This is a genomic window from Georgenia deserti, assembly GCF_042680605.1.
Lineage (GTDB): Bacteria > Actinomycetota > Actinomycetes > Actinomycetales > Actinomycetaceae > Allobogoriella > Allobogoriella deserti.
Genome location: NZ_JBHUEE010000003.1, coordinates 98,317 through 119,657 on the forward strand (window position 1 = coordinate 98,317; position 21,341 = coordinate 119,657).

Below are 21,341 nucleotides of genomic sequence, written 5' to 3' on the forward strand. Positions count from 1 at the left end.
CGGACCCCCGAAGAGAGCGCACGCGGACTATACGAGGCCCTCCTCAACACAACCCGCGACAACAAAGAACGCGTACAACTCATCGAATCCCAGATCGCGGCACATGCAGTTCAAGCGTGACTCGCTTATCCGCGGCTTCACGATCACGAGAGGACGGACGCATGCCGACGTTGTTTGACAAGGTCTTTGGGGTCGAGGCGGCGACCACGATCGCCAACTCCATGGGCGATGTGGTCGAAGGGCTGAGCTGGACCCAGATCGAGGAGCAGTACGGACTCGTCACCGAACTGCTACCGCAGCGAGCGAAGAGCAGTTCCTGGGGTAAACGGCTCGACAATGGAGACGCCCGCATGGAACAGGAGTGGGGGCCGCCGTTCGTGTGGCATGTTCACGACCGGCCCGCAGGCCAGAGCGAAGACGGGCACGAGCGCTACCGCCTTGCCGTCACGGCGATCATCGAAAAGGGCGGTCGGATCACCGTCGAGGACCTCGCGCGGGTATGGCTCCGAGACATCAATCCGGAGCACTTCGGGTACCTGCTCGGCCCGCAAGACCAGGTCATCTACTACGGACTCAAGGCTGGAGTCTGGCCCTGGGAGACCGGCCGATACGCCACCTTCCCGGGCATGATCGGCACATCGAAGATGATGATTGCGGTCGGCGTCATCAACGCGTGCGACCCCCGCCAAGCCGCCCTCGATGCCCTCGACCTGGGGAGATTGAAGGATGTGCGCGGCCCACGGGACAACTACGCACTAGAAGTGGCCGCCGCCATCGCGGCAGGCACCGCCGAGGCGATGAAACCCCACGCCACCGTGGACGACGTCACCGAAGTCGCACTCAGCCAGCTCACGCGCGTACCGCGAGCCGAAGTCGAAGCCGGTCTTGAGTGGGCTCGCGATGCCTCCGACTGGAAAGACCTCCGCCCCCTGTTCAACGACAAGTACCAGGGCCGCTGGATGTCCAACGCCGTCGAGCTCCTCTCCTCGGGAATGGCAATCTTCCACACCTCCGGCGGCCACGTCGAAGACGCCATCATCCAGGCCGTCAACATGGGCCGCGACACCGACTGCCGCGCCTACATCGCCGGAGGCTGGTCAGCTGCGCTTCGCGGCATCGCAGAAATTCCCGAGCGCTGGCTCACCACAGTCACCGAGCAAGTCAAGAACGACCCGTACACCGTATCTCGACGGACCCCCGAAGAGAGCGCACGCGGACTATACGAGGCCCTCCTCAACACAACCCGCGACAACAAAGAACGCGTACAACTCATCGAATCCCAGATCGCATAAGGAGGGCGCTTCGTGGAACGCATCAAGCTCGCCGGGACGGACCTGACCGTGGGCCGCGTCGTGTTCGGCACGATGACGTTCGGCACACAGGTCGACGTCGGTGAAGCCGCACAGATGGTTCATACCTGCCGCGAGGCCGGCGTCACGATGTTCGACACGTCGAACAACTACGCCAATGGGGCGTCCGAGGAGATGCTGGGGCAGATCATCAAGCCATTCCGCGACGAAGTCGTCGTTTCGACCAAAGCAGGTAGCCACGTCGACCAAGCTGACCCGTCGCTGGCGGGTCTCGGGCGCAAGGCGCTACACCATGCCGTCGACGCGAGCCTGCGGCGACTCGGGTTGGACCACATCGACGTCTACTACCTCCACCGGCCGGACTGGCGTACCCCGATCGAAGAAACGTTGGCGGCCGCGGATGAGATCGTCCGCTCGGGAAAGGTCCGATTCGTAGGTCAGTCGAACTTCGCCGCCTGGCAGATCACCGAGATGCACTACCTAGCGAAGATCCACGGCTGGCCCGAAGTTCGGATCTCGCAGCCGATGTACAACCTCCTCGGCCGCCGGATCGAAGCCGAGTATGCGGCATGCTCCGAGCGCCTAGAACTGACCAACATCACCTACAACCCACTCGCGGGCGGCCTTCTCACTGGCAAGCACAAGCAGGACTCACCACCGGACGCCGGGACCCGATTCAGCAAGCCGAGATACCGCGACCGGTACTGGAACACCGCTCAGTTCAGAGCGGTCGAGCAACTACGTCTGATCGCCGAAGATGCCGGCGTCACCCTGATCGAACTTGCATACGGCTGGCTAAACTCACGCCCGCTCGCCCACGGACTCCTCCTCGGTGCGTCGCATCTCGACCAGCTCAGGTCAAACCTGGCAGCAGTCGAAAGCACAACGCTCGGCGCCGACACGATGAGTGCATGCGACGAGGTCTGGTCGGACCTTCGCGGCGCCGCCCCCGACTACAACCGCTGACCGGGGAGTCACATGAAGATCACCGACATTCGCGCTACGACGGTCGCCGTTCCTCTCGAGGCACCGTTGCGGCACGCCAACGGGGGACACTGGGGTCGATTCGTCCGGACCATCGTCGAGGTGGACACCGATGAGGGCATCACCGGACTCGGAGAACTGCGCGGCGCGGGCCCGGCCACGGAGGAGGCACTCCTCGGTCTCAAGCAGTACCTCGAAGGCCACGATCCGTTCGACTTGGAGGCAATGCGATTCAAACTCTTGAACCCGACGGCAGCGCTATACAGCAATCGCACTAGCCTTCACTCAGCGCTCGAGTTCGCGTGCATCGACATTATGGGTAAGTACCTCGATCTGCCGGCGTCGCAGCTCTTGGGAGGAACGCTACGAGACCGGGTCGAGTTCGGCTCCTACCTGTTCTTTCGCTATGCCAATGACGATGGGACAGGCGAAATCCGCACCCCGGAGGAGCTCGTCTCCCAGGCGTCTGACCTTCGACAACGTCACGGATTCCGCACGCACAAACTCAAAGGTGGCGTCTTTCCTCCACGCTACGAGCAACAATGCTATGAGGCATTAGCAGAAGCGTTTCCATCCGACGGGCTCCGCTACGACCCGAACGCCGTCCTGAGTGTTGAGGAGTCGATCCGCTTCGGCAAAGCCATCGAGCACCTGCGTAACGACTACTTCGAGGATCCGACATGGGGACTTAATGGAATGCGGCGGGTCCGCGAGAATGTAGCAATCCCGTTGGCGACGAACACCATTGTAGTGAACTTCGAACAGTTAGCCACGAACGTGCTACATCCAGCCGTTGACGTGATCCTGCTCGACACTACGTTCTGGGGCGGGATTCGATCTTGCATCAAAGCGGCTGGTGTATGTGAGACATTCCAGCTTTCCGTAGCAATGCACTCCTCGGGAGAGTTGGGCATCCAGCTCGCCACGATGTTGCACCTCGGTGCGGTTTTGCCGGCCCTTCCCTTCGCGGTAGATACTCATTACCACCATCTCGTTGACGACATCATCGCTGGCGGAAAGATGAAGTATGAGAATGGTGCCATACAAGTACCCACCGGACCTGGGCTCGGCGTCGAACTCGATCATGACCGGATGCAAAAGTACGCCGAGCACTTTCGGGAAGTTGGCAACTACACCTACGACCGCGACCCGCATCGCCCCGACTGGTACCCGCTAGTGCCAAACGAACGTTGGGCCAATCCGAGTAGCTGACGGTATGCTGCATTTAGCATTCAGTCGACCTAAGGAGATCGGGATGACCTCACTCGGGCGAATCGAAACGGTTCCGCTGAGCGACCGGACCCTCGAAGCGATCCGCTCTGCCATCATTAGCGGCGAGCTGCCTGGTGGCGCGTCTTTGAGCGACCGCCAGCTTGCTGAGTCACTCGCGGTGAGTCGAACTCCGGTGCGAGAGGCTCTTCACCGGCTCAAGGAGGCCGGCCTTGTTGAGCCGAGAGGGCGATCGGGCTGGGCCGTCACACACTTCACGGAGCAAGACGTCCGCGAGGTGTTCCAGCTGCGCAAGTTGCTGGAACCGGTCGGGCTAGACGCACTTGAAGCGGCCGGCAACGCCGAAAAGATGGACTACATAGCATCGTTCTTCCGCGACTACACACATCCGATCCCTTCGGGAAGCTACCAGGAATACTTCGCCTGCGACGACGCGTTCCACAAATCACTCGTTGATTGCAGCGGGAACAGCCGGATCCGGCACTTCTACGAAATCATTGAGAGCCACATCAATCGAGGAAGATACTTCCTAATCGGCTCGACGTCTGGCCGCATCGAGGAGACACTCGAAGAACATCGCGCCATTACACAGGCCATTGCCGACCGCGATTTTGGGCGTGCGCGCACCGAACTAGTTAATCATCTAAGCACGGGCGAAAAGCTGATGATTCGGCACCTGCGACAGCAGACGACGGGTTAGCGACAGGCCATAGAACGAATCAACGATAACAGGAGATGGAATGGCAGAGAGATCTGCGAGTGTCCGCGAGGTTGCGTCGGGCATCTCAGCAAAGGCGGTGCCCCTCGAGGACCTTACCGAGCACTGCGCCGCCGTGCTGCGCAGCGCAGGTCTCGCAAGTCAGTTCTCGGCAGTCGTTGCCGAATCTCTCGTAGACGCGGAGGCGCGCGGCATATCTTCTCACGGTGTCGCCAGGACGCGCATCTACGCGGAACGATTGCTTGCTGGCATGGTGAATGGTGCCGCGGAGCCGGTCGTGGTGCGCGAAGACCGCGCGAGCGCACATATCGACGCGAGAAACGCCGTCGGACACGCCGGTGCCAACGCCGGAATCAGACTTGCAATGTCACGCGCCAAGGAAGGTGCGATCGGCGCTGTCGGAGTCTCGAACTCGAACCACTGCGGAACGCTTGCGTACTTCACGCGTCAGGCAGCGCGCGAGGGTCTGGTCGCGATCGCGATGTCGACCGCGCCAGTCACGATGGTCTATTACGGGGGCCGAACTCGCGCGGTAGGTACCAATCCGCTTAGTCTGGCGGTGCCCCGCGCCGAGGGCCAGCCCATCACGGTGGACATGGCGACAAGCGCCACGGCCCGCGGGAAGATTCTCCTCGCGAATCAGCTCGGCAAGGCCATCCCGAAGGGTTGGGCCATTGACGTAGACGGCAGACCAACCACTGACGCCTCCGCTGCGCTCGCCGGCTCAGTAACCCCCTTCGCAGGTCCCAAAGGTTCCGGTCTTGCCATGATGGTCGACCTCATCGCGGGAGCGATGGTCGGCGGGGTCTGTGGCGACGACATCGGGGACATGTACGAAGACTGGTCCCGCCCACAACGCGTGGGTCACTTCTTCATCGCGCTCAATCCGGATGGCTGGGTCGGCAGTGCCGCATTCCTTCCGTACGTCGACCAGTTCGCGCAGCGCGTTCACGGCCTTCCACCTGCTGAAGGGTTCGAGAACGTCCTGTTGCCCGGCGAGGTTGAGGAACGTGCGTACGAGCGCGCACGAACCGATGGGATCCAATTGCCTGTGAATGTGCTTTCCGACCTTAACGCGTTGGCGTTAGAGGTCGGAAGTGAACCGCGACTTGCCTCAACGCCGCAATAGCAGATCGAAGGAGATTCCCAATGTCCGAATGCGTGTTGCATCAGGCCGCGGAGATGCCCGCGCGCGACCTGCTCGATCGTCTGCGAAGACTGGAGACGTCGTTGGTCTCTGACGTCTTCGGACGCTGGGCCGGCGCTGCCGGAATTTCGCCTATCGCAGGCCTGCCATCAGGGCAGGTCGTCGTTGGCCCGGCATTCACTGTTCGTACTCGACCTGGGGACAACCTTGTGGTGCACAAAGCACTCGATATCGCTCGCCCCGGCGAGATCCTTGTCGTCGCAGCAGGTGGCCAGCGTGATCGAGCGATTCTGGGCGGCCTCATGGGCCAGTACGCCGCCTCTCGTGGCATCGCAGCATTAGTGGTCGACGGCGCCGTTCGTGACCGGTCCGCTCTCGACAAGTCCGCGCCGCCAGTCTTTGCGGCCGGCGTCAGCCATCTTGGGCCGTACAAGGACGGACCGGGTGACTTGCGATGCCGTGTTTCGCTGGGAGGCGTAGCTGTAGCTGATGGCGACCTAGTCATCGGAGACGAGGACGGAATCGCCACCATCCCCCGTTCGCGCGCAGAGGAGATCATCGCCGCTGCCGAAGCGAAACGATTGGCCGAGGAAGCCGAGAGCGAAGCGATCTCCACTGGTTCGTGGGATCGGTCGTGGATTGACGCCTCGCTCACCATCCGCGAAGTACCAGCGGCCCGTTGATTCCCAGTAGCCAGCTGTCGATCCCGGTGCTTCCCGCACGTCATGGAGATGCCAGACTCCACACGGAAGGGAACACATCATGGCCACCACGTACGTCGTCCTCCTGCCGGGCGACGAGTCCGTCTGGGACAACGCCACCGCCGAGGAGAGGGCCGCGGCCTACGCCAAGCACGAGGAGTTCGCCCGGCTGCTCGCCGAGCGTGGTCACACCATCACCGGTGGCGCCGAGCTGACTCCGTCCCGCACCGGCAAGCATCTGCGGCCCGACGACGACGGGTCCGTCGCCGTTCATGACGGCCCGTACGCGGAGACCGTCGAGCAGCTCGGCGGGCTGTACCTCGTCGAGTCCGACGACCTCGACGACCTCCTCGAGATCTGCCGCGTGCTGGTCGGGGCCGAGAGCGCCGTCGAGGTGCGCGCGGCCGTGGACCACGAGGACGGAACCACGCCGTGAGGTTCATGATCCAGCTCGTCGAGGCGGACCACTACACGAAGTGGAACAGCGCCGAACCGGAGGAACGCGAGCGGCTCTTCGCCAGCCTGAAGGCGTTCGCCGCCGCCGTGCGGGAACGGGGTGAGGTGGTCGCCGGCGAGGGGCTGGCCGACCCGTCGACGGCGCGCACGCTGCAGCCGGGGCCCGAGCGGGCGGTCACCGAAGGACCGTACGCCGAGACGGTCGAGCAGCTGGGCGGTTTCTACGTCATCGATGTGCCTGACATGGACACCGCTGTCGACCTCGCTCATCTGTTGGCGGACCACATCACGGTCGAAATCCGCCCCACCACGGAGGGGTGACGAGCACGAGTGAGGAACGAACGGAGTGCGAGGAACCCCGACCACCCAACACCAGGGGTGACGAGCACGAGTGAGGAACGAACGGAGTGCGAGGAACCCCGACCAACAACCCGAGGGGTGACGAGCACGAGTGAGGAATGAACGGAGTGTGAGGAACCCCGACCACCCAACACTAGGAGTGACGAGCACGAGTGAGTGTCGCTAGCCGGACGCGTCGATGACTCGGCTGGAGGACCTGCTGCGCGAGGAGTGGGGCCGGCTGTTGGCCCTGCTCGTCGCGCGGTACCGGCGTCTCGACCTCGCCGAGGACGCCCTCGCCGACGCCTTCGAGGCTGCGGCCAGGACCTGGCCGGCCGAGGGCGAGCCGGACAACGGCGCCGCGTGGCTGCTCACGGCCGCGCGGCGCCGGGTCCTCGACCGGCTCCGGTCCGAGGAGGTCCTCGTCCGCCGCATGCCGTTGCTTGCTGTGGACGCCGACGTCACCGCCGGGGCACAGCGCGTCATGGCGGACACGGGCGAGGAGATCGTGGACGAACGGTTGCGGCTGGTGCTGCTGTGCACACACCCGACCCTCTCCCGCGAGGCCGCCTCGGCGCTGACGTTGCGACTGGTCCTGGGTGTGCCGACGGCGGACATCGCACGACTTTTCCTGCAGTCCACCTCCACCATGGCGGCGCGGCTGACGCGCGCACGGAAGAAACTGAGCGGCGCCCGGTTCGAGGTCCCTACGGGAGCGGTCCTGGCCGGACGGGTCACCGCTGTGGCCGACGTCGCCTATCTCGCCTTCACCGCCGGTTACGCACCCGGGTCAGGGCCGGACGTCTTGCGCGCTGAGCTCGCCGGCGAGGCTATCCGGCTGCTGCGGGTCCTGCGTGACGTACTGCCACCCGACCACGCCGCGGGGGACCTGGACGCACTCCTGGCACTGCTCCTGCTGCAGCACTCACGCCGCGACGCCCGCGTGCGCGAGGGCCGCCTGGTGCTGCTGCCGGACCAGGACCGCTCGCGGTGGCGCCACGACGAGATCGCCGAGGCGCTCGACCTGCTCGCGCCACTGGCCACGACGCCGGCGTCGCCGTACTTGGTCCAGGCCCTCATCGCCGCGGAGCACGCCGTCGCCCCGAGCCAGCAGGCCACCGCGTGGCACCGCATCGTCGAGCGCTACGACGAGTTGCTGGGACTGGGTGACTCCCCCGTCGTCCGGTTGAACCGCGCGGTGGCGCTCGCCGAGGTTGCCGGGCCGCGTGCGGGTCTCGAGGCGTTGGAGGGTATCGCCCTGCCCGGCCACCGGCTGCCGGCCGCCCGTGGTGAGCTCCTCGCGCGAGCGGGCGAGACCGACGCCGCGATCCGTGCCCTCGACGCAGCGATCGCCGTGTGCGCGAACCAGGCGGAACGCGACCACCTGATCAGTCGGCGGGATCGGCTCGGCGCAGGACCGTCGTCGACCGGGCCGCTCTGATCCGGCCCCGCTGACAAGGTACGACGCTCGCGCGACGCAGTCGGTCGGTGCCCGGCTACGTCCGCCTGCGTAGGCCACGAGTCGCACCCGGGCGGATTCCGGCACGGCCCGGGGCGCGGACCGTGGGATTCATGAGCGAGAACGCAGCCACCACCAGACAACTGACGAAGCGCTACGGCGACCGGGTCGCCGTCGACGCCGTGAGCATGACCGTCCGCCGCGGCGAGGTCTATGGCTTCCTGGGCCCAAACGGGGCCGGCAAGACCACCACGCTGCGCATGCTGCTCGGGCTCGTCCGCCCGACCAGCGGTGCCGCGAGCATCCTCGGTCGGCCCGCCGGCCGGCCGCACCCGCCCGGCACCGTCGGTGCCCTCATCGAGGGTCCCGGGTTCTTCCCCTATCTGTCCGGCCGCGCCAACCTGCGCACGTTGGCCCGGCACCGCGGCTTCGGCGACGCCGAGGTCGAGCGGGTGCTCGACCGGGTGGACCTGACCGAACGGGGTGATGACCGGTTCAAGGGCTACTCCCTCGGCATGAAGCAACGGCTCGGCGTCGCGGCCGCACTCATGGGCGACCCCGAACTGATCGTCCTCGACGAGCCGACCAACGGGCTCGACCCCGCCGGCATGGCGGACATGCGCGCCCTCATCGTCGATCTCTCACGCGACGGACAGACCGTGCTGCTGTCCAGCCACCTGCTCGCCGAGGTTCAGCAGATCTGCGACCGCGTCGGGGTGATCAACGACGGCCGCCTGCTGCGGGAGTCCACCGTCGCGGAGATGCGCGGCGGCGTCTCCCTCCGCGTGCGTGCGACCCCCGTCGAGACGGCACGCGCCATCGTCGCCCGCGCAGCGGCAGACCGGTCGGTCCGAGACACCCCGGACGGGCTGGTCTCCGACCTGCCTGCCGACGCCGCACCGGACCTCACCCGGGCGCTCGTGGCGGCCGGTGTCGACGTCCGCGAGATCGCCGTCGTCGAACGCAGCCTCGAAGAGGTCTTCTTCGAGATGACCGCAGGCCTCCACCGGCCCGCCGCCGACCCCGCATCCGAGGCGGCACGTGATAACAAGGAGCTCGTGTCATGAGCGCGACCACCACACCTCCCGCCGCCGCTCCGGCACTCGGCGCCGGCCTGGCAGGCGGAATCGCCCGCAGCGCCCGCGCCGAGCTTCTCCGGCTACGCCGCTGGCCCGCCGTCTGGGTCACGCTGGGGGCCTGGATGACCATGAGCGTGCTGTTCGGCTACCTCTTCACCTACCTGTCCTACACCGGTGACGGGACCGTCGGACCGGGCGACGGCGTGGCGAGTGACCAGGCCCTGCTGGCGGAGATGATGCCGGAGGCGGTCCCGGATGTGTTCCTGCAGGGCATGCCGATGTTCGGCGGCGCGCTGATGATGGTCCTCGGCGCCCTCATCGCCGGCAACGGCTACGGCTGGGGCACGTGGAAGACCGTGTTCTCCCAAGGGGTGCGGCGCGGTTCCGGCGTCGGGGGCTCACTGGCAGCGCTGACCGTCGTCGTCGTGCTGACGATGGCGGTGACCTTCGCACTCTTCCTGGGGCTGTCGAGCCTCATCGCGACCACGGAGTCTCAGGCCATGACCTGGCCCGAACTGGGATCTATCGCCCAGGCGTTCGCCGCCGGCTTCGCCGTCCTCGAGATGTGGGCGCTGGTGGGCTACCTCCTCGGCACCCTCGCCCGTGGGCCCGCGCTGGCCGTCGGACTGGGGCTCGTCTGGTCGCTGGTGGTCGAGAACCTGTTGCGCGGTGTCGGGTCGCTGCTGTCGTGGGTCGAGGCGCTCACCGCGGTCCTGCCCGGCACGGCGGCGGGGTCTCTGGTCGGCTCGATCATCGGGGCCGAGTCGAACGGCACGCCTGGCGTGCTGGACGTCGTCGCCGGCGACCGGGCAGCGGTGACCGTCGTGGCCTGGGCGGTGCTCGCGCTCGTCGGCTCGGTGCTCCTGGTGACCCGGCGCGACGTGTCCTGACGGCACCGCACCGCTGCCGAGAGCGGACAGGTGAGTCAAGAGCGGACGTTCGAACGTCCGCTCTTGACTCATCTGTCCGCTCTCGGCGGTGTTGGGTAACTGGCCTGGCCGGTGTTGACAGCCGCGCGGGAGGGACCGCTACGCTGGGGAAAGCGCATTCCCGCAGGTCGGGCCCCGACCTGCTCCGACTCGACGAAGAGAGCAGCACCGCACATGAGCACCCGCACGCTTCGCATCGCCATGAACGGCGTCACCGGCCGCATGGGCTACCGCCAGCACCTCGTCCGCTCGATCCTGCCGATCCGTGAAGCGGGCGGCGTCGAGCTGGCCGACGGCACGAAGGTCCAGGTGGAGCCGATCCTGGTGGGCCGGCGCGAGGAGAAGCTGCGGGAGCTCGCCCAGCTGCACGGCGTCGAGCACTGGACCACGGACACCGACGGGGTCATCACCGACCCGGACGTCGACATCTACTTCGACGCCCAGGTCACCTCCCGCCGCCCGGCCGCCCTCACCGCAGCCATGCGCGCCGGCAAGCACGTCTTCACCGAGAAGCCCACCGCCGAGACGCTGGCCGAGGCCGTCGAGCTCGCCCGGCTGGGGCAGGAGGCCGGCGTCACGGTCGGCGTGGTGCACGACAAGCTCTACCTGCCCGGCCTGGTCAAGCTCCGCCGCCTGGTCGACGAGGGCTTCTTCGGCCGGATCCTCTCGCTGCGCGGCGAGTTCGGCTACTGGGTCTTCGAGGGCGAGACTCAGCCCGCGCAGCGGCCGAGCTGGAACTACCGCAAGGAGGACGGCGGCGGCATCACCGTGGACATGTTCTGCCACTGGAACTACGTCCTCGAGGGGATCCTTGGCACCGTGAACTCGGTGACCGCCAAGGCCGTCACCCACATCCCCACCCGGTGGGACGAGCAGGGCCAGGAGTACCCCGCCACGGCCGACGACGCCGCCTACGGGATCTTCGACGTCACCACCCCGGACGGTGATCCGGTCGTCGCCCAGATCAACTCCTCCTGGGCGGTCCGGGTCTTCCGTGACGAGCTGGTCGAGTTCCAGGTCGACGGAACGCACGGCTCCGCCGTCGCCGGCTTGCGCCGGTGCGTCGCCCAACAGCGCGCGCACACCCCCAAACCCGTGTGGAACCCGGACCTTCCCGCCACCGAGCCGTTCCGCGACCAGTGGCTCGAGGTCCCGGCCAACGCCGAGCTGGACAACGGCTTCAAGTTGCAGTGGGAAGAGTTCCTGCGTGACGCCGTCGCCGGCCGCCCGCACCGGTACGACCTGCTCTCAGCCGCGCGCGGTGTCCAGCTCGCCGAGCTGGGCCTGCAGTCCTCCGCCGAGGGCCGGACGGTGCCGATCCCGGAGGTGACGCTGTGAGAGCCCCGAGCACGCCGGTCGCGCCGGCGCTGAACCCCAGCGGCGTCACGGTCCGACTCCCCCGGTTCGAGGGCGCACCGGGAAAGACGCGCATCGTCGACGTCGAGACCCGCACGCTCAACGCGCCGGGTCCGTGGACGAAGCCGGACGGACCGATCACCTCCCGCGTCGCCTTCGCGGCCGCGCACGTGATCCCGCTGGTCGGCGCGGACAACACCCCCGGCTCCCCCGCCGCCGTCGACTGGGACGCCACGCTCGCCTACCGGCACCGCATCTGGGAGCACGACCTCGGCGTCGCCGACGCGATGGACACCGCCCAGCGTGGGATGGGCCTGGACTGGGAGGCCACACAGGAGCTCGTGCGCCGCTCGGCCGCCGAGGCGGCATCGGTCGGGGCGCGGGTGGCGTGCGGGGCCGGGACCGACCAGCTCGATCCGGGCACCGTCGAGTCCGGTCAGGCGGGACTGTCCACCGTCGTCGAGGCCTACCGCGAGCAGGTCCGCGTGGTGCAGGAATCCGGTGCCCAGGTCATCGTCATGGCCTCCCGTGCCCTGGCGAAGGTCGCCCGCTCCGCCGAGGACTACGCCCGTGTCTACGACGCCGTGCTCGCCGAGGCCGACCGGCCGGTGATCCTGCACTGGCTGGGCACCATGTTCGACCCGGCCCTCGCCGGGTACTGGGGTTCGGAGGATGTCGAGACCGCCACACGCACGTTCCTGGACCTGATCCGCGCGCACCAGGGCCGGGTCGACGGGGTGAAGGTCTCGCTCCTCGACGCTCAGCACGAGATCGGGCTGCGCCGCGCACTGGCGGCACTCGACGGCTCACCGGTCCGCCTCTACACCGGGGACGACTTCAACTACCCCGAGCTCATCACGGGGGACGACCAGGGCCATTCCGACGCCCTGCTCGGCATCTTCTCGGCGATCTACCCGGCCGCGTCCACCGCGCTGCAGGCCTTCGACGCCGCCGCGGCGGGTGACGACGACGGCGCAGCCCGTGGCCACGCGATCCTCGCCTCGACCGAGCCGCTCGGCCGGCACATCTTCGCCGCGCCGACCTATTTCTACAAGACCGGCGTGGCGTTCCTGTCCTGGCTCAACGGGTTGCAGCCCGGGTTCCAACTCGTCGGCGGGCTCCACGCCGGCCGGTCACTGCCGCACCTCGTCGAGCTCGTCCGGCTGGCCGACGACTGCGGCATGCTGCTCGAGCCGGAGACCGCGGCCACGCGGCTCGAGGCGTTCCTGACGACCAGCGGGGTCACGGCCAACGGAGTCGCGGCATGAGCGCCGCCGACCTGAGCCGCTGTTCATTGAACAGCGCGACCGTCAAGCACGCGTCCCTGACCGAGCTCGTCGACGCCGCGGCCGCTGCCGGGCTCGGCGCCGTCGGCCTCTGGCGTCACCAGGTCCAGGAGGCCGGTGCCGAGCAGGCCGCGCGGGCGGTCGCCGGTGCCGGACTCCGGGTCTCCTCGTTGTGCCGCGGCGGCTTCCTCACCGCCGCCGACGAGGCGGGGATCGCCGCCGCGCTCGAGGACAACAGGCGGGCGATCGTGGAGGCCGCCACCGTGGGGACGCGCGAGCTGATCTTCGTCGTCGGCGGCCTGCCGGCGGTGAGCGCTCCAGGGCAGGGGCCGCGGCCGGACGCCGGACCCGGCGATCGGGACCTGGTCGCGGCCCGCGCGCGTGTGGCGGACCGGATCGCCGACCTCGTGCCGTTCGCCGCCGAGCACGGCGTGCGGATCGTGCTCGAGGCGCTGCACCCGATGTTCGCCGCGGACCGGGCGGTGATCTCCACCCTCGGTCAGGCTCTCGACCTCGCGGAGCCGTTCCCGGCCGAGACCGTCGGCGTCGTCGTCGACACGTATCACGTGTGGTGGGACCCGCAGCTGCGTGAGCAGATCGCGCGGGCGGGGCGCGAGGGCCGGTTGGCGAGCTATCAGATCTGCGACTGGATCCTGCCGCTGGCCGCCGAGCCGCTGAACTCGCGCGGGCACGTCGGCGACGGCTACGTCGACTTCGCCGCGATCTCGGCCTGGGTGAGTGGGGCCGGCTACACCGGCGACGTCGAGACGGAGATCTTCAACGAGGAGATCTGGGCGGACGAGCCGGTGGCCACCGCACGCACGGTCGGCGAGCGCTACGCGAGGTACGTCCGGCCGTATCTGTGAGCTCGCGCGGGCGCCTCGAAGTCACGGATGCGATGGACAGCCGAGACTCCCGACCGCACGACGACAACGGCGATCCGGCAGTGACCGAGATTGCGGACCGGTTCTCCCGCGCTGCGGCACTCGCGTTGCCTCCAGTCGCGGCGAGACCGTCGACGATCGACCGCAGGTGAGCGTAGACCGGAGGAACTCGACCCAGACCGCTCTCGGTATCCGGCCAGGATCGATGTCAGATGATCTCGGGCTCGCCGCCGTCGGCGCGTTCGACCGGCAGCCCGGAGCGCTGCCAGCCCTTCATGCCGTCGGCGACGTTGTACGCATCGAAGCCGGCCTGATTGAGCCACTGCACCGACCGCGCGGAGCGGCCGCCGGATCGGCAGACCACCAGCAGTTCTCCCTCGGGGATGTCGTCCATCCGCGCCGGGAGTTCACCCATGGGGATGTGGACGGCGCCGGGAGCGTGGCCGGCGTCCCACTCTTCCTGCTCACGCACGTCGAGGAGCACGTAACCCGGGGGCACGGGCTGCTCGGGGTCGAGCTCGTTGACCGGAACGTCCGAACCAGGGGTCTCGGGCAGAGCCATGAGATCAGCGTAGGACAGCGCATCGCCCCATGCCTGCCACGTCGTCGCTCGCGCACCGCACCGGCACCTGCCTGCCCGTGCCGCAGGGTGCCGCTGGGTGGCAGGATCTAGACCATGCACGAGCGCGCCGGCCAGCCCGCCCAGCCCGAGGACCTCATCGACGTCGGCGAGGTCGTCTCCGCCTACTACGACCGCGAGCCCGAACCCGACGATCCTGCCCAGCAGGTCGTCTTCGGCACCTCGGGACACCGCGGATCCAGCCTGGACAACGCGTTCAACGAGGCACACATCGCGGCGACGACGGCGGCGATCGTCGAGTACCGCCGCAGCCAGGGCTACGACGGGCCGCTGTACCTCGGCCGGGACACGCACGCGCTGTCCGAGCCGGCCTGGCGCACCGCGATCGAGGTGCTCGCCGCGGCGGATGTCGAGATCCGCATCGACGCCCGCGATTCGTGGACGCCCACCCCGGCCGTCTCCCACTCGATCCTGCGCGACAACGGCGCCGGCACCAGCGGCGGCGTGCGAACCGAGGGCCCGGGCCTGGCCGACGGCATCGTCGTGACGCCGTCGCACAACCCCCCGCGGGACGGCGGCTTCAAGTACAACCCACCCCACGGCGGACCGGCCGGGTCGGACGCGACGTCGGCGATCGCGGACCGGGCGAACGAGCTGCTGCGCGCGGGCTGGAAGCAGATCCCACGCGTGCCGTTCGAGCAGGCTCTCGCCGCGGAGACCACGCGGAAGAACGACTATCTCAGCGCCTATGTGGACGACCTGGTCAACGTGCTGGACCTCGAGGTCATCCGCTCGGCCGGCGTGCGGATCGGCGCCGACCCGCTGGGTGGCGCGTCGGTGGAGTACTGGGCCGCGATCGCCGAGCGGTACGGCCTCGACCTGACGGTGGTCAACCCGGAGGTCGATCCGCGGTGGAGCTTCATGACGCTCGACACCGACGGCAAGATCCGGATGGACTGCTCCTCACCGAACGCCATGGCCTCGCTGCGGCGTGTCATGGCCACCGACCTCGAGGCGGCCAAACAGCTGCCGGCCGGATCGACCTGGCTGGACCTGCGCACCCTTCCGACGACGGACGGCACCGCCCTGCCCTACGACATCGCCACCGGGAACGACGCCGACTCCGACCGGCACGGCATCGTCACCCCCGACGGCGGGCTGATGAACCCGAATCACTACCTCGCCGTCGCCATCGAGTACCTGTGCCAGTACCGGCCGGACTGGCCGAACGCCGCCATCGGCAAGACGCTGGTCTCCTCCGCCCTGATCGACCGCGTCGTGGCCGGGCTGGACCGCCGCCTCATCGAGGTGCCGGTCGGCTTCAAGTACTTCGTGCCGGGGTTGCTCGACGGCTCGGTCGGGTTCGGCGGTGAGGAGTCGGCGGGCGCCTCGTTCCTCCGCAAGGACGGCAGCGTGTGGACCACGGACAAGGACGGCATCCTGCTCGCCCTGCTGGCCTCGGAGATCACCGCGACCACCGGGATGAACCCCAGTGAGCTGCACCGAAACCTCGTGCGGCGCTACGGCCAGAGCGCCTACGCCCGGATCGACGCTCCGGCGACACGGGAGCAGAAGGCACGCCTGAAGCAGTTGCAACCGGACGACGTCGCCGCCGACGAGCTGGCCGGTGAGCCGATCGTCGACCGGCTGGTCGAGGCGCCGGGCAACGGCGAGGCGATCGGCGGGCTGAAGGTCACCACCGAGAGCGCCTGGTTCGCCGCTCGCCCCTCCGGCACCGAGGACGTGTACAAGATCTACGCCGAGTCCTTCCGCGGCGAGGACCACCTCGCCCAGGTCCAGGCCGAGGCCAAGCAGGTCGTCGACGCCGCGCTCGAGGGCTGACCGATGCGCCGCTCCACGCTCCTCGGACTCCTCGGAGCGGCGATCTTCGTCGCCGGGCTGGTTCTTGCGCTCGTCACGCCCGCGAGCGCCGGCTGGACGGCGTACACGCCACTGTCCGGCGCCTCGTTCTCGTCCGGTGTCATGGTCATGGACCGGACGGACCTGTGGGCGATGGCGGCGTCTGCCTTGGGGCTCGCCGTGCTGGCTGGCACTGTCGGCTACCGGCTCGGCAGACGGCGCGCTCGCTGCCGCGACTGACACCGACGGCGCTGAGGCAGGACGGTCCGGCCTCGTCATCGCAAATCGCCCGACCCGGGGGTGGCCGCGCCGTCGGGCAGCAGGTCAGCGACCGGCCGCGTAGCCCTGGGCGCCGCGCGGGTTGGCGGCGGCGCCGAGCACTCCGGTGTCCGGGTCGCGGGTCACGGCCGAGAGCCGGCCCTGGCTCCAGTCACCGGCGCGGGTCACCCGGTGCCCGCGTTCTTCCAGCTCGCCGATCACCTCCTCGCCGAGACGGTCCTCGACGACGGCGCCGCCCGGCACGCGCGTGCGTGGCCAGAACGAGCCGGTGTTCGACGTGGTGTGCAGGGCCGGTGCGTCGATGGCCTGCTGGGGGCTGTACCCGCCGACGATCGTGCGCAACAGATACAGCAGCTGCCACTGGTCCTGCTGGTCGCCGCCCGGGGTACCGACGGCGATGACCGGCCGCCCGTCGCGCAGCACCAACGTCGGGGTCAGGGTGGTGCGGGGCCGCCTGCCGGGGGTGAGCGTGGACGGCGCCCCCTCCTCGAGCCACGTCATCTGCAGACGGGTGCCGAGGCAGAAACCCAACTCGGGGATGTACGGGTTGGACTGCAGCCAACCGCCCGAGGGCGTCGCAGCGATCATGTTGCCCCACCGGTCCACGACGTCGAGATGGCAGGTGTCGCCGCGTCGCACGCCGTCGGCGGCGCCGGACGCCGCGACCGGGGCCACGGTCGGCTCCCCGGTGCCGGCGGCGGACGTCGGGTCGTGCACGATCTGCGGCGGCAGGAACGGGGTATGTCCACCGATCGCGCCCGGCCGGATCTCCGCGGAGGCCTCCTGGCCGATCAGGGCGCGGCGTTCGGCCGCGTACTCCGCGGAGAGCAGCGTCTCCAGCGGGACGTCGGGGTCGTCGCCGTAATAGGCGTCCCGGTCGGCGAGCGCCAGCTTCTGGGTCTCGAGAATCGTGTGCGCACCGAGCGCCGTGGACGGGTCGAGCCGGGCGTCATTATCGAACCCGTCGAGGATGCGCAGCATCTGCAGCAGCACCGGACCCTGCCCCCAGGCACCGGTCTTCGCGATGGTGTACCCGCGGAACGTGGCGGTGACCGCGGGCTCGTATCCGGCCTCGAACGCCGCGAAGTCCTCGGCGGTCAGCACGCCGGCGTGGTCGGCGCCGTCGGCGTGCCAGTGCGGGGCTGCGGCGAACGCGGCCGCCTCCTCGGCGACAAATCCGGTCCGCCACTGAGCACGCGCCGCCTCCACCCGCGCCGGCCGAGCGTCCGGCACTCCCGGCCGGCGACCGGCCGCGACGAGCCGGTTCAACGTTCGCGCGTAGGCCTCGTTGCGGATCAGTTCACCGCCGGCCGGCGCGCGGCCACCGGGCAGCCACGCCGCCGCGGACGTGGGCCAGCGGGTCTCGAACAGCTCGCGCATCTGCGCGATCGTCGCGGCAACACGGTCGTGCACCGGGTGCCCGTTGCGCGCGTAGTCGATCGCCGGCGTCAGCACGTCGGCGAGCTCCCAGGTGCCGTGGTCGCGCAGCAGCACCAGCCAGGCGTCGACGGCGCCGGGGACGGCGGCGGCCAGCGCACCGGAACCGGGCACCAGGTCGAGTCCCTCGCTGCGGTAGTGCTCGACACTTGCGCCGGCCGGAGCCGGACCCTGCCCCATGAGCACCGTGGCCCGGCCCGGTTCCCGTGCCGTCGCGAAGACGCCGGTCATGTCACCACCGGGCCCGTTGAGGTGCGGCTCGACGACATGCAGGACGAACCCCGCGGCCACGGCGGCGTCGAAAGCGTTGCCGCCGCGTTCCAGGACCGACTGCGCCGTCCCGGTCGCGAGCCAGTGCGTCGAGGCCGACATTCCGAAGGTCCCCCGGAGGGTGGGACGGGTGGTGAAGGACGGCGGCGGTGTGAAGGCGTCGGGCATGGTCCGACCCTAACGAGACGGATATCGGACGGCGGCGTGCATATCGCTGCGCGGATGTGGTTCACTGCCGCGCACGTTCCGGCGGGCGCCGCCCGCGCTGTCGACGACGATGGAGGGCCCGTGAGCGAGGAGACGCCGTCCCGTGCGGACGCCGATCAGCCGGACGACTCGCCCGCGACCGGCGAGCAGCTGATCTCGGTCAAGAAGTGGCGGGTCATCGGACCTGGCCTGGTGGTGGCCGGCACCGGCGTCGGGGCAGCGGACCTCGTCGCCACACTCACCGCCGGCTCCAACTACGGCTATGCGCTGCTGTGGGCGGTCGTGCTCGGCGTGCTCATGAAGATCCTGCTCGTCGAGGGCGCGGGCCGGTTCTCGCTCGCGAGCGGACTGACGATCTTCCAGGGTTGGCGGTCGCTGGGCCGGTGGACCACCTGGTACTTCGGGCCGTACATCGTCATCTGGGGCATCGTCTACGGCGCCTCGGCCATGACGTCGGCCGCGCTGCCCGTCGTCGAACTGATCCCGATCGACGGGCTGGACGAGGCGACGTACCGCAACATCGTCGCCGCGGGCACCGGCGTCCTCGGCTTCCTCATGGTCTGGTTCGGCCGGTACAAGACCTTCGAGCGGATCGTGAGCTCGCTGGTGCTGCTCATGATGGTCATCGTCGTCGGCATCTCGCTGTTCGCGCTGCCGAACGTCCCGGCCATGCTCGCCGGACTCATCCCCCAGGTGCCCGACGGCGCCGTCGTCTACGTGCTCGGCGTCGCCGGCGGCGTCGGCGGCACCATCACGCTCGCCGCGTACGGGTACTGGCTCCGCGAGAAGGGCTGGGCCGCCGCCGGCTGGATGAAGGTGATGCGCCTGGACAACACGATGGCGTACGTGGTGACCGGCATCTTCGTCATCGCCGTCATGGTCATGGGCGTCGAACTCCTCTACAGCGCGAACCTGGCCATCTCGACCGACCAGTCCGGCCTGGTCGACCTCGCCGACGTCCTCCGGCAGCGGTACGGCGACGTCATCGGCACCGTGTTCCTCGTCGGCTTCTGGGCCGCAGCCTTCTCCTCCCTGGTGGGCGTGTGGAACGGCGTCTCGCTCATGTTCGCCGACTTCGTCGGCACGCTGCGCGGCCTACCGTCCGGGCACCCGGACCTGCGCACCGGCGGCCGGTACTTCAAGTGGTACGTCGCGTGGCTGACCTTCCCGCCGATGCTGCTGTTCCTGCTCGGTCAGCCGACCGGCCTGGTCATCGCCTACGGCGCGCTCGGCGCGCTGTTCATGCCGTTCCTGGCGATCACCCTGCTGGGGCTGCTCAACAGCTCGTCCATGCCGCAGCAGTGGCGCAACGGCTGGCTCGGGAACACGCTGCTGGCCGTTGTGGCGCTGTTGTTCGTCTGGCTGGGCGTCGACCAGCTCATCGGAGCCTTCCAGCAGGCCTGACCGGCGCCGACGGCATCGGAGGTCGCCTGTATCGACCCGGCGGCCGGACGTGGTGGCCGACCCCACAGCTGTGTGGCGCCCTGACCGGGGATTTCCGGACGCCCGGACGCCGGCGCGTTTGGAAGAATCGGCCGGTGCGCAATCCCTATCGCGAAGTCCTCGCGCTGCCCGGGGCGCTGGCGTTCTCCGCGGCGGGGCTGCTCGCCCGCTTCGCGGTGCCGATGATGTCCATCGGGATCGTGCTCATGCTCTCCGAGCTGACCGGGTCCTACACCACCGCCGGCACGGTCTCGGCCACGTACGTCCTCTCCCAGGCCGCCGGCGCGCCTCAGCTGTCCCGCCTGGTGGACCGCTTCGGCCAGGCCAGAGTGATGCGCCCCTCACTCGCCGTCTCGGCGCTCGCCCTCGTCGCCCTCATCGTGGCGGCCGTCAACGCCGCACCGTTGTGGGTCATCTACGGATGCGCCGTGCTGGCGGGGCTGACCACCGGGTCGATGGGCTCGCTCGTGCGCGCACGGTGGACGAACGTCACCGAGACACCGCACCAGCTGCACCGTGCCTTCTCGCTCGAGTCCTCGCTGGACGAGTTCACCTTCGTCGTCGGGCCGGTGGTGGCCACGGCGCTGGCCACGAGCGTCGCCCCGTGGTCGGCGACGGCGACCTGCGCGATCCTCCTCGTCGGTGGCGGGTTCACGTTCCTGGCACTGCGGGGCACCGAGCCCGCTCCGCACCCGCGTACCGCTGAGGACCCGCAACCGGGCGCGCCGGTCATCCGATCACCAGCCGTGCTCGGCCTGGTCGTGGTGTTCATGTTCGTCGGCGGCATCTTCGGGGCCTCCGAGGTCGCCGTCGTCTCCTTCACCGACGAACTGGGCCGCGCCGGTGCCGCCGGCCCACTGCTCGGGGTCTTCGCACTCGGTTCGTTCCTCGCCGGCCTCGCCTACGGGGCGCACACCTGGCTCGGGCCTGCGTGGCGGCGGTTGCTGGCCACGGTCAGCGTGCTCGGCCTCGGGGCGGTGTTGTTCCTCCTGGTCGATTCCATTCTCGTGATGGGCGCCGTCATGCTCGTCACCGGGCTGGCCATCGCGCCGACGATCATCAACGGCAACACCCTCGTCCAGCACCTCGTCGACCGGCGGCGCCTGACCGAAGGACTCGCGTGGCTGCACACCGGCATCAACCTCGGCGTCTCCGCAGGCTCGGCGCTGGCCGGCTCGCTGGTGGACACCTCGGGCTCGACCGGCGGTTTCGCCGTGCTCGCCGTCAGCGGCGCCGCGGCCGTGCTGGCGGCGCTCGCGCTCGCTCCCGTGCTACGTGCCCAGGACCGCGGCGCCGCGGTGGAGCTGCCGGGACAGCACACTCCGGCCGAGACGGAACCGGGGGCCGACGGGGCCGGCCGGGACTCCGGATTCTGAGCCCAACCGCG

The 21,341-nt window shown here is 68.9% G+C and carries 20 protein-coding genes; 18 read left to right on the top strand and 2 right to left on the bottom strand.

The window, feature by feature from the left end:
- Window positions 1–161: 161 nt before the first annotated feature.
- The 14 genes from ACFSE6_RS07255 (at window position 162) to ACFSE6_RS07320 (ending at window position 13,860) form a co-directional block, all read left to right on the top strand.
- Entirely contained in the window at window positions 162–1,292 is a 1,131-nt protein-coding gene (locus ACFSE6_RS07255) for an ADP-ribosylglycohydrolase family protein (protein ID WP_388004286.1), read from the top strand.
- 12 nt (window positions 1,293–1,304) lie between these two features.
- Complete coding sequence (locus ACFSE6_RS07260) at window positions 1,305–2,276, top strand: aldo/keto reductase (protein WP_388004289.1); 972 nt, start codon at window positions 1,305–1,307, stop codon at window positions 2,274–2,276.
- Window positions 2,277–2,288: 12 nt separating this feature from the next.
- On the top strand, window positions 2,289–3,506 hold the full coding sequence (locus ACFSE6_RS07265) for an enolase C-terminal domain-like protein (RefSeq protein WP_388004292.1): 1,218 nt from the start codon (window positions 2,289–2,291) through the stop codon (window positions 3,504–3,506).
- Window positions 3,507–3,549: 43 nt separating this feature from the next.
- Window positions 3,550–4,224: a GntR family transcriptional regulator gene (locus ACFSE6_RS07270; protein ID WP_388004295.1), complete on the top strand. Its 675-nt coding sequence runs from the start codon at window positions 3,550–3,552 to the stop codon at window positions 4,222–4,224.
- Window positions 4,225–4,264: 40 nt separating this feature from the next.
- Window positions 4,265–5,371, top strand: coding sequence for an Ldh family oxidoreductase (locus ACFSE6_RS07275; RefSeq protein WP_388004298.1), 1,107 nt, complete (start codon window positions 4,265–4,267; stop codon window positions 5,369–5,371).
- Window positions 5,372–5,391: 20 nt separating this feature from the next.
- On the top strand, window positions 5,392–6,072 hold the full coding sequence (locus ACFSE6_RS07280) for an RraA family protein (protein ID WP_388004301.1): 681 nt from the start codon (window positions 5,392–5,394) through the stop codon (window positions 6,070–6,072).
- 79 nt (window positions 6,073–6,151) lie between these two features.
- Window positions 6,152–6,526 (top strand): YciI family protein, encoded by a 375-nt coding sequence (locus ACFSE6_RS07285; protein ID WP_388004304.1) that lies wholly within the window; start codon window positions 6,152–6,154, stop codon window positions 6,524–6,526.
- Window positions 6,527–6,531: 5 nt separating this feature from the next.
- The gene (locus ACFSE6_RS07290) at window positions 6,532–6,867 is read left to right on the top strand and encodes a YciI family protein (RefSeq protein WP_388005004.1); all 336 of its coding nucleotides are present in this window, start codon (window positions 6,532–6,534) and stop codon (window positions 6,865–6,867) included.
- A gap of 217 nt (window positions 6,868–7,084) precedes the next feature.
- Entirely contained in the window at window positions 7,085–8,326 is a 1,242-nt protein-coding gene (locus ACFSE6_RS07295) for an RNA polymerase sigma factor (protein WP_388004307.1), read from the top strand.
- Between the two features lie 131 nt (window positions 8,327–8,457).
- Window positions 8,458–9,411 (top strand): ABC transporter ATP-binding protein, encoded by a 954-nt coding sequence (locus ACFSE6_RS07300; protein ID WP_388004310.1) that lies wholly within the window; start codon window positions 8,458–8,460, stop codon window positions 9,409–9,411.
- Window positions 9,408–10,313, top strand: coding sequence for an ABC transporter permease (locus ACFSE6_RS07305; protein ID WP_388004313.1), 906 nt, complete (start codon window positions 9,408–9,410; stop codon window positions 10,311–10,313). Before ACFSE6_RS07300 ends, ACFSE6_RS07305 begins: the two co-directional genes overlap by 4 nt.
- A 213-nt stretch (window positions 10,314–10,526) precedes the next feature.
- Window positions 10,527–11,690, top strand: a complete 1,164-nt coding sequence (locus ACFSE6_RS07310; RefSeq protein ID WP_388004316.1) for a Gfo/Idh/MocA family protein — start codon at window positions 10,527–10,529, stop codon at window positions 11,688–11,690.
- Between the two features lie 92 nt (window positions 11,691–11,782).
- A complete protein-coding gene (locus ACFSE6_RS07315) occupies window positions 11,783–12,976 on the top strand; it encodes a dihydrodipicolinate synthase family protein (RefSeq protein ID WP_388005007.1) in 1,194 nt (397 codons plus the stop codon).
- A complete protein-coding gene (locus ACFSE6_RS07320; protein WP_388004319.1) occupies window positions 12,973–13,860 on the top strand; it encodes a sugar phosphate isomerase/epimerase family protein in 888 nt (295 codons plus the stop codon). The genes ACFSE6_RS07315 and ACFSE6_RS07320 overlap by 4 nt, the downstream gene beginning before the upstream one ends.
- A 226-nt stretch (window positions 13,861–14,086) precedes the next feature.
- Here the strand turns inward: ACFSE6_RS07320 and ACFSE6_RS07325 are convergent, their stop codons facing one another.
- Entirely contained in the window at window positions 14,087–14,440 is a 354-nt protein-coding gene (locus ACFSE6_RS07325) for a rhodanese-like domain-containing protein (RefSeq protein WP_388004322.1), read from the bottom strand.
- 114 nt (window positions 14,441–14,554) lie between these two features.
- On the opposite strand from ACFSE6_RS07325, the gene pgm reads away from it, so the two are divergent.
- Together pgm and ACFSE6_RS07335 are read left to right on the top strand one after the other, a co-directional pair.
- Window positions 14,555–16,300, top strand: coding sequence for a phosphoglucomutase (alpha-D-glucose-1,6-bisphosphate-dependent) (gene pgm, locus ACFSE6_RS07330; RefSeq protein WP_388004325.1), 1,746 nt, complete (start codon window positions 14,555–14,557; stop codon window positions 16,298–16,300).
- 3 nt (window positions 16,301–16,303) lie between these two features.
- Window positions 16,304–16,558: a hypothetical protein gene (locus ACFSE6_RS07335; RefSeq protein WP_388004328.1), complete on the top strand. Its 255-nt coding sequence runs from the start codon at window positions 16,304–16,306 to the stop codon at window positions 16,556–16,558.
- A gap of 84 nt (window positions 16,559–16,642) precedes the next feature.
- On the opposite strand, the gene ACFSE6_RS07340 is transcribed toward ACFSE6_RS07335, so the two are convergent.
- Window positions 16,643–18,472 (bottom strand): gamma-glutamyltransferase family protein, encoded by a 1,830-nt coding sequence (locus ACFSE6_RS07340; RefSeq protein ID WP_388004331.1) that lies wholly within the window; start codon window positions 18,470–18,472, stop codon window positions 16,643–16,645.
- 120 nt (window positions 18,473–18,592) lie between these two features.
- Between ACFSE6_RS07340 and ACFSE6_RS07345 the strand changes: the two genes are divergently transcribed.
- Together ACFSE6_RS07345 and ACFSE6_RS07350 are read left to right on the top strand one after the other, a co-directional pair.
- Entirely contained in the window at window positions 18,593–19,915 is a 1,323-nt protein-coding gene (locus ACFSE6_RS07345; RefSeq protein ID WP_388004334.1) for an Nramp family divalent metal transporter, read from the top strand.
- 134 nt (window positions 19,916–20,049) lie between these two features.
- On the top strand, window positions 20,050–21,330 hold the full coding sequence (locus tag ACFSE6_RS07350) for an MFS transporter (protein WP_388004337.1): 1,281 nt from the start codon (window positions 20,050–20,052) through the stop codon (window positions 21,328–21,330).
- Window positions 21,331–21,341: the final 11 nt, after the last annotated feature.

Coding starts and splice junctions, on each gene's coding strand:
- ACFSE6_RS07340 (WP_388004331.1), bottom strand. CDS start 18,472: ATGCCCGACGCCTTCACACCGCCGCCGTCCTTCACCACCCGTCCCACC.
- ACFSE6_RS07335 (WP_388004328.1), top strand. CDS start 16,304: ATGCGCCGCTCCACGCTCCTCGGACTCCTCGGAGCGGCGATCTTCGTC.
- pgm (WP_388004325.1), top strand. CDS start 14,555: ATGCACGAGCGCGCCGGCCAGCCCGCCCAGCCCGAGGACCTCATCGAC.
- ACFSE6_RS07300 (WP_388004310.1), top strand. CDS start 8,458: ATGAGCGAGAACGCAGCCACCACCAGACAACTGACGAAGCGCTACGGC.
- ACFSE6_RS07305 (WP_388004313.1), top strand. CDS start 9,408: ATGAGCGCGACCACCACACCTCCCGCCGCCGCTCCGGCACTCGGCGCC.
- ACFSE6_RS07265 (WP_388004292.1), top strand. CDS start 2,289: ATGAAGATCACCGACATTCGCGCTACGACGGTCGCCGTTCCTCTCGAG.
- ACFSE6_RS07295 (WP_388004307.1), top strand. CDS start 7,085: ATGACTCGGCTGGAGGACCTGCTGCGCGAGGAGTGGGGCCGGCTGTTG.
- ACFSE6_RS07285 (WP_388004304.1), top strand. CDS start 6,152: ATGGCCACCACGTACGTCGTCCTCCTGCCGGGCGACGAGTCCGTCTGG.
- ACFSE6_RS07325 (WP_388004322.1), bottom strand. CDS start 14,440: ATGGCTCTGCCCGAGACCCCTGGTTCGGACGTTCCGGTCAACGAGCTC.
- ACFSE6_RS07320 (WP_388004319.1), top strand. CDS start 12,973: ATGAGCGCCGCCGACCTGAGCCGCTGTTCATTGAACAGCGCGACCGTC.
- ACFSE6_RS07270 (WP_388004295.1), top strand. CDS start 3,550: ATGACCTCACTCGGGCGAATCGAAACGGTTCCGCTGAGCGACCGGACC.
- ACFSE6_RS07290 (WP_388005004.1), top strand. CDS start 6,532: ATGATCCAGCTCGTCGAGGCGGACCACTACACGAAGTGGAACAGCGCC.
- ACFSE6_RS07275 (WP_388004298.1), top strand. CDS start 4,265: ATGGCAGAGAGATCTGCGAGTGTCCGCGAGGTTGCGTCGGGCATCTCA.
- ACFSE6_RS07280 (WP_388004301.1), top strand. CDS start 5,392: ATGTCCGAATGCGTGTTGCATCAGGCCGCGGAGATGCCCGCGCGCGAC.
- ACFSE6_RS07310 (WP_388004316.1), top strand. CDS start 10,527: ATGAGCACCCGCACGCTTCGCATCGCCATGAACGGCGTCACCGGCCGC.
- ACFSE6_RS07255 (WP_388004286.1), top strand. CDS start 162: ATGCCGACGTTGTTTGACAAGGTCTTTGGGGTCGAGGCGGCGACCACG.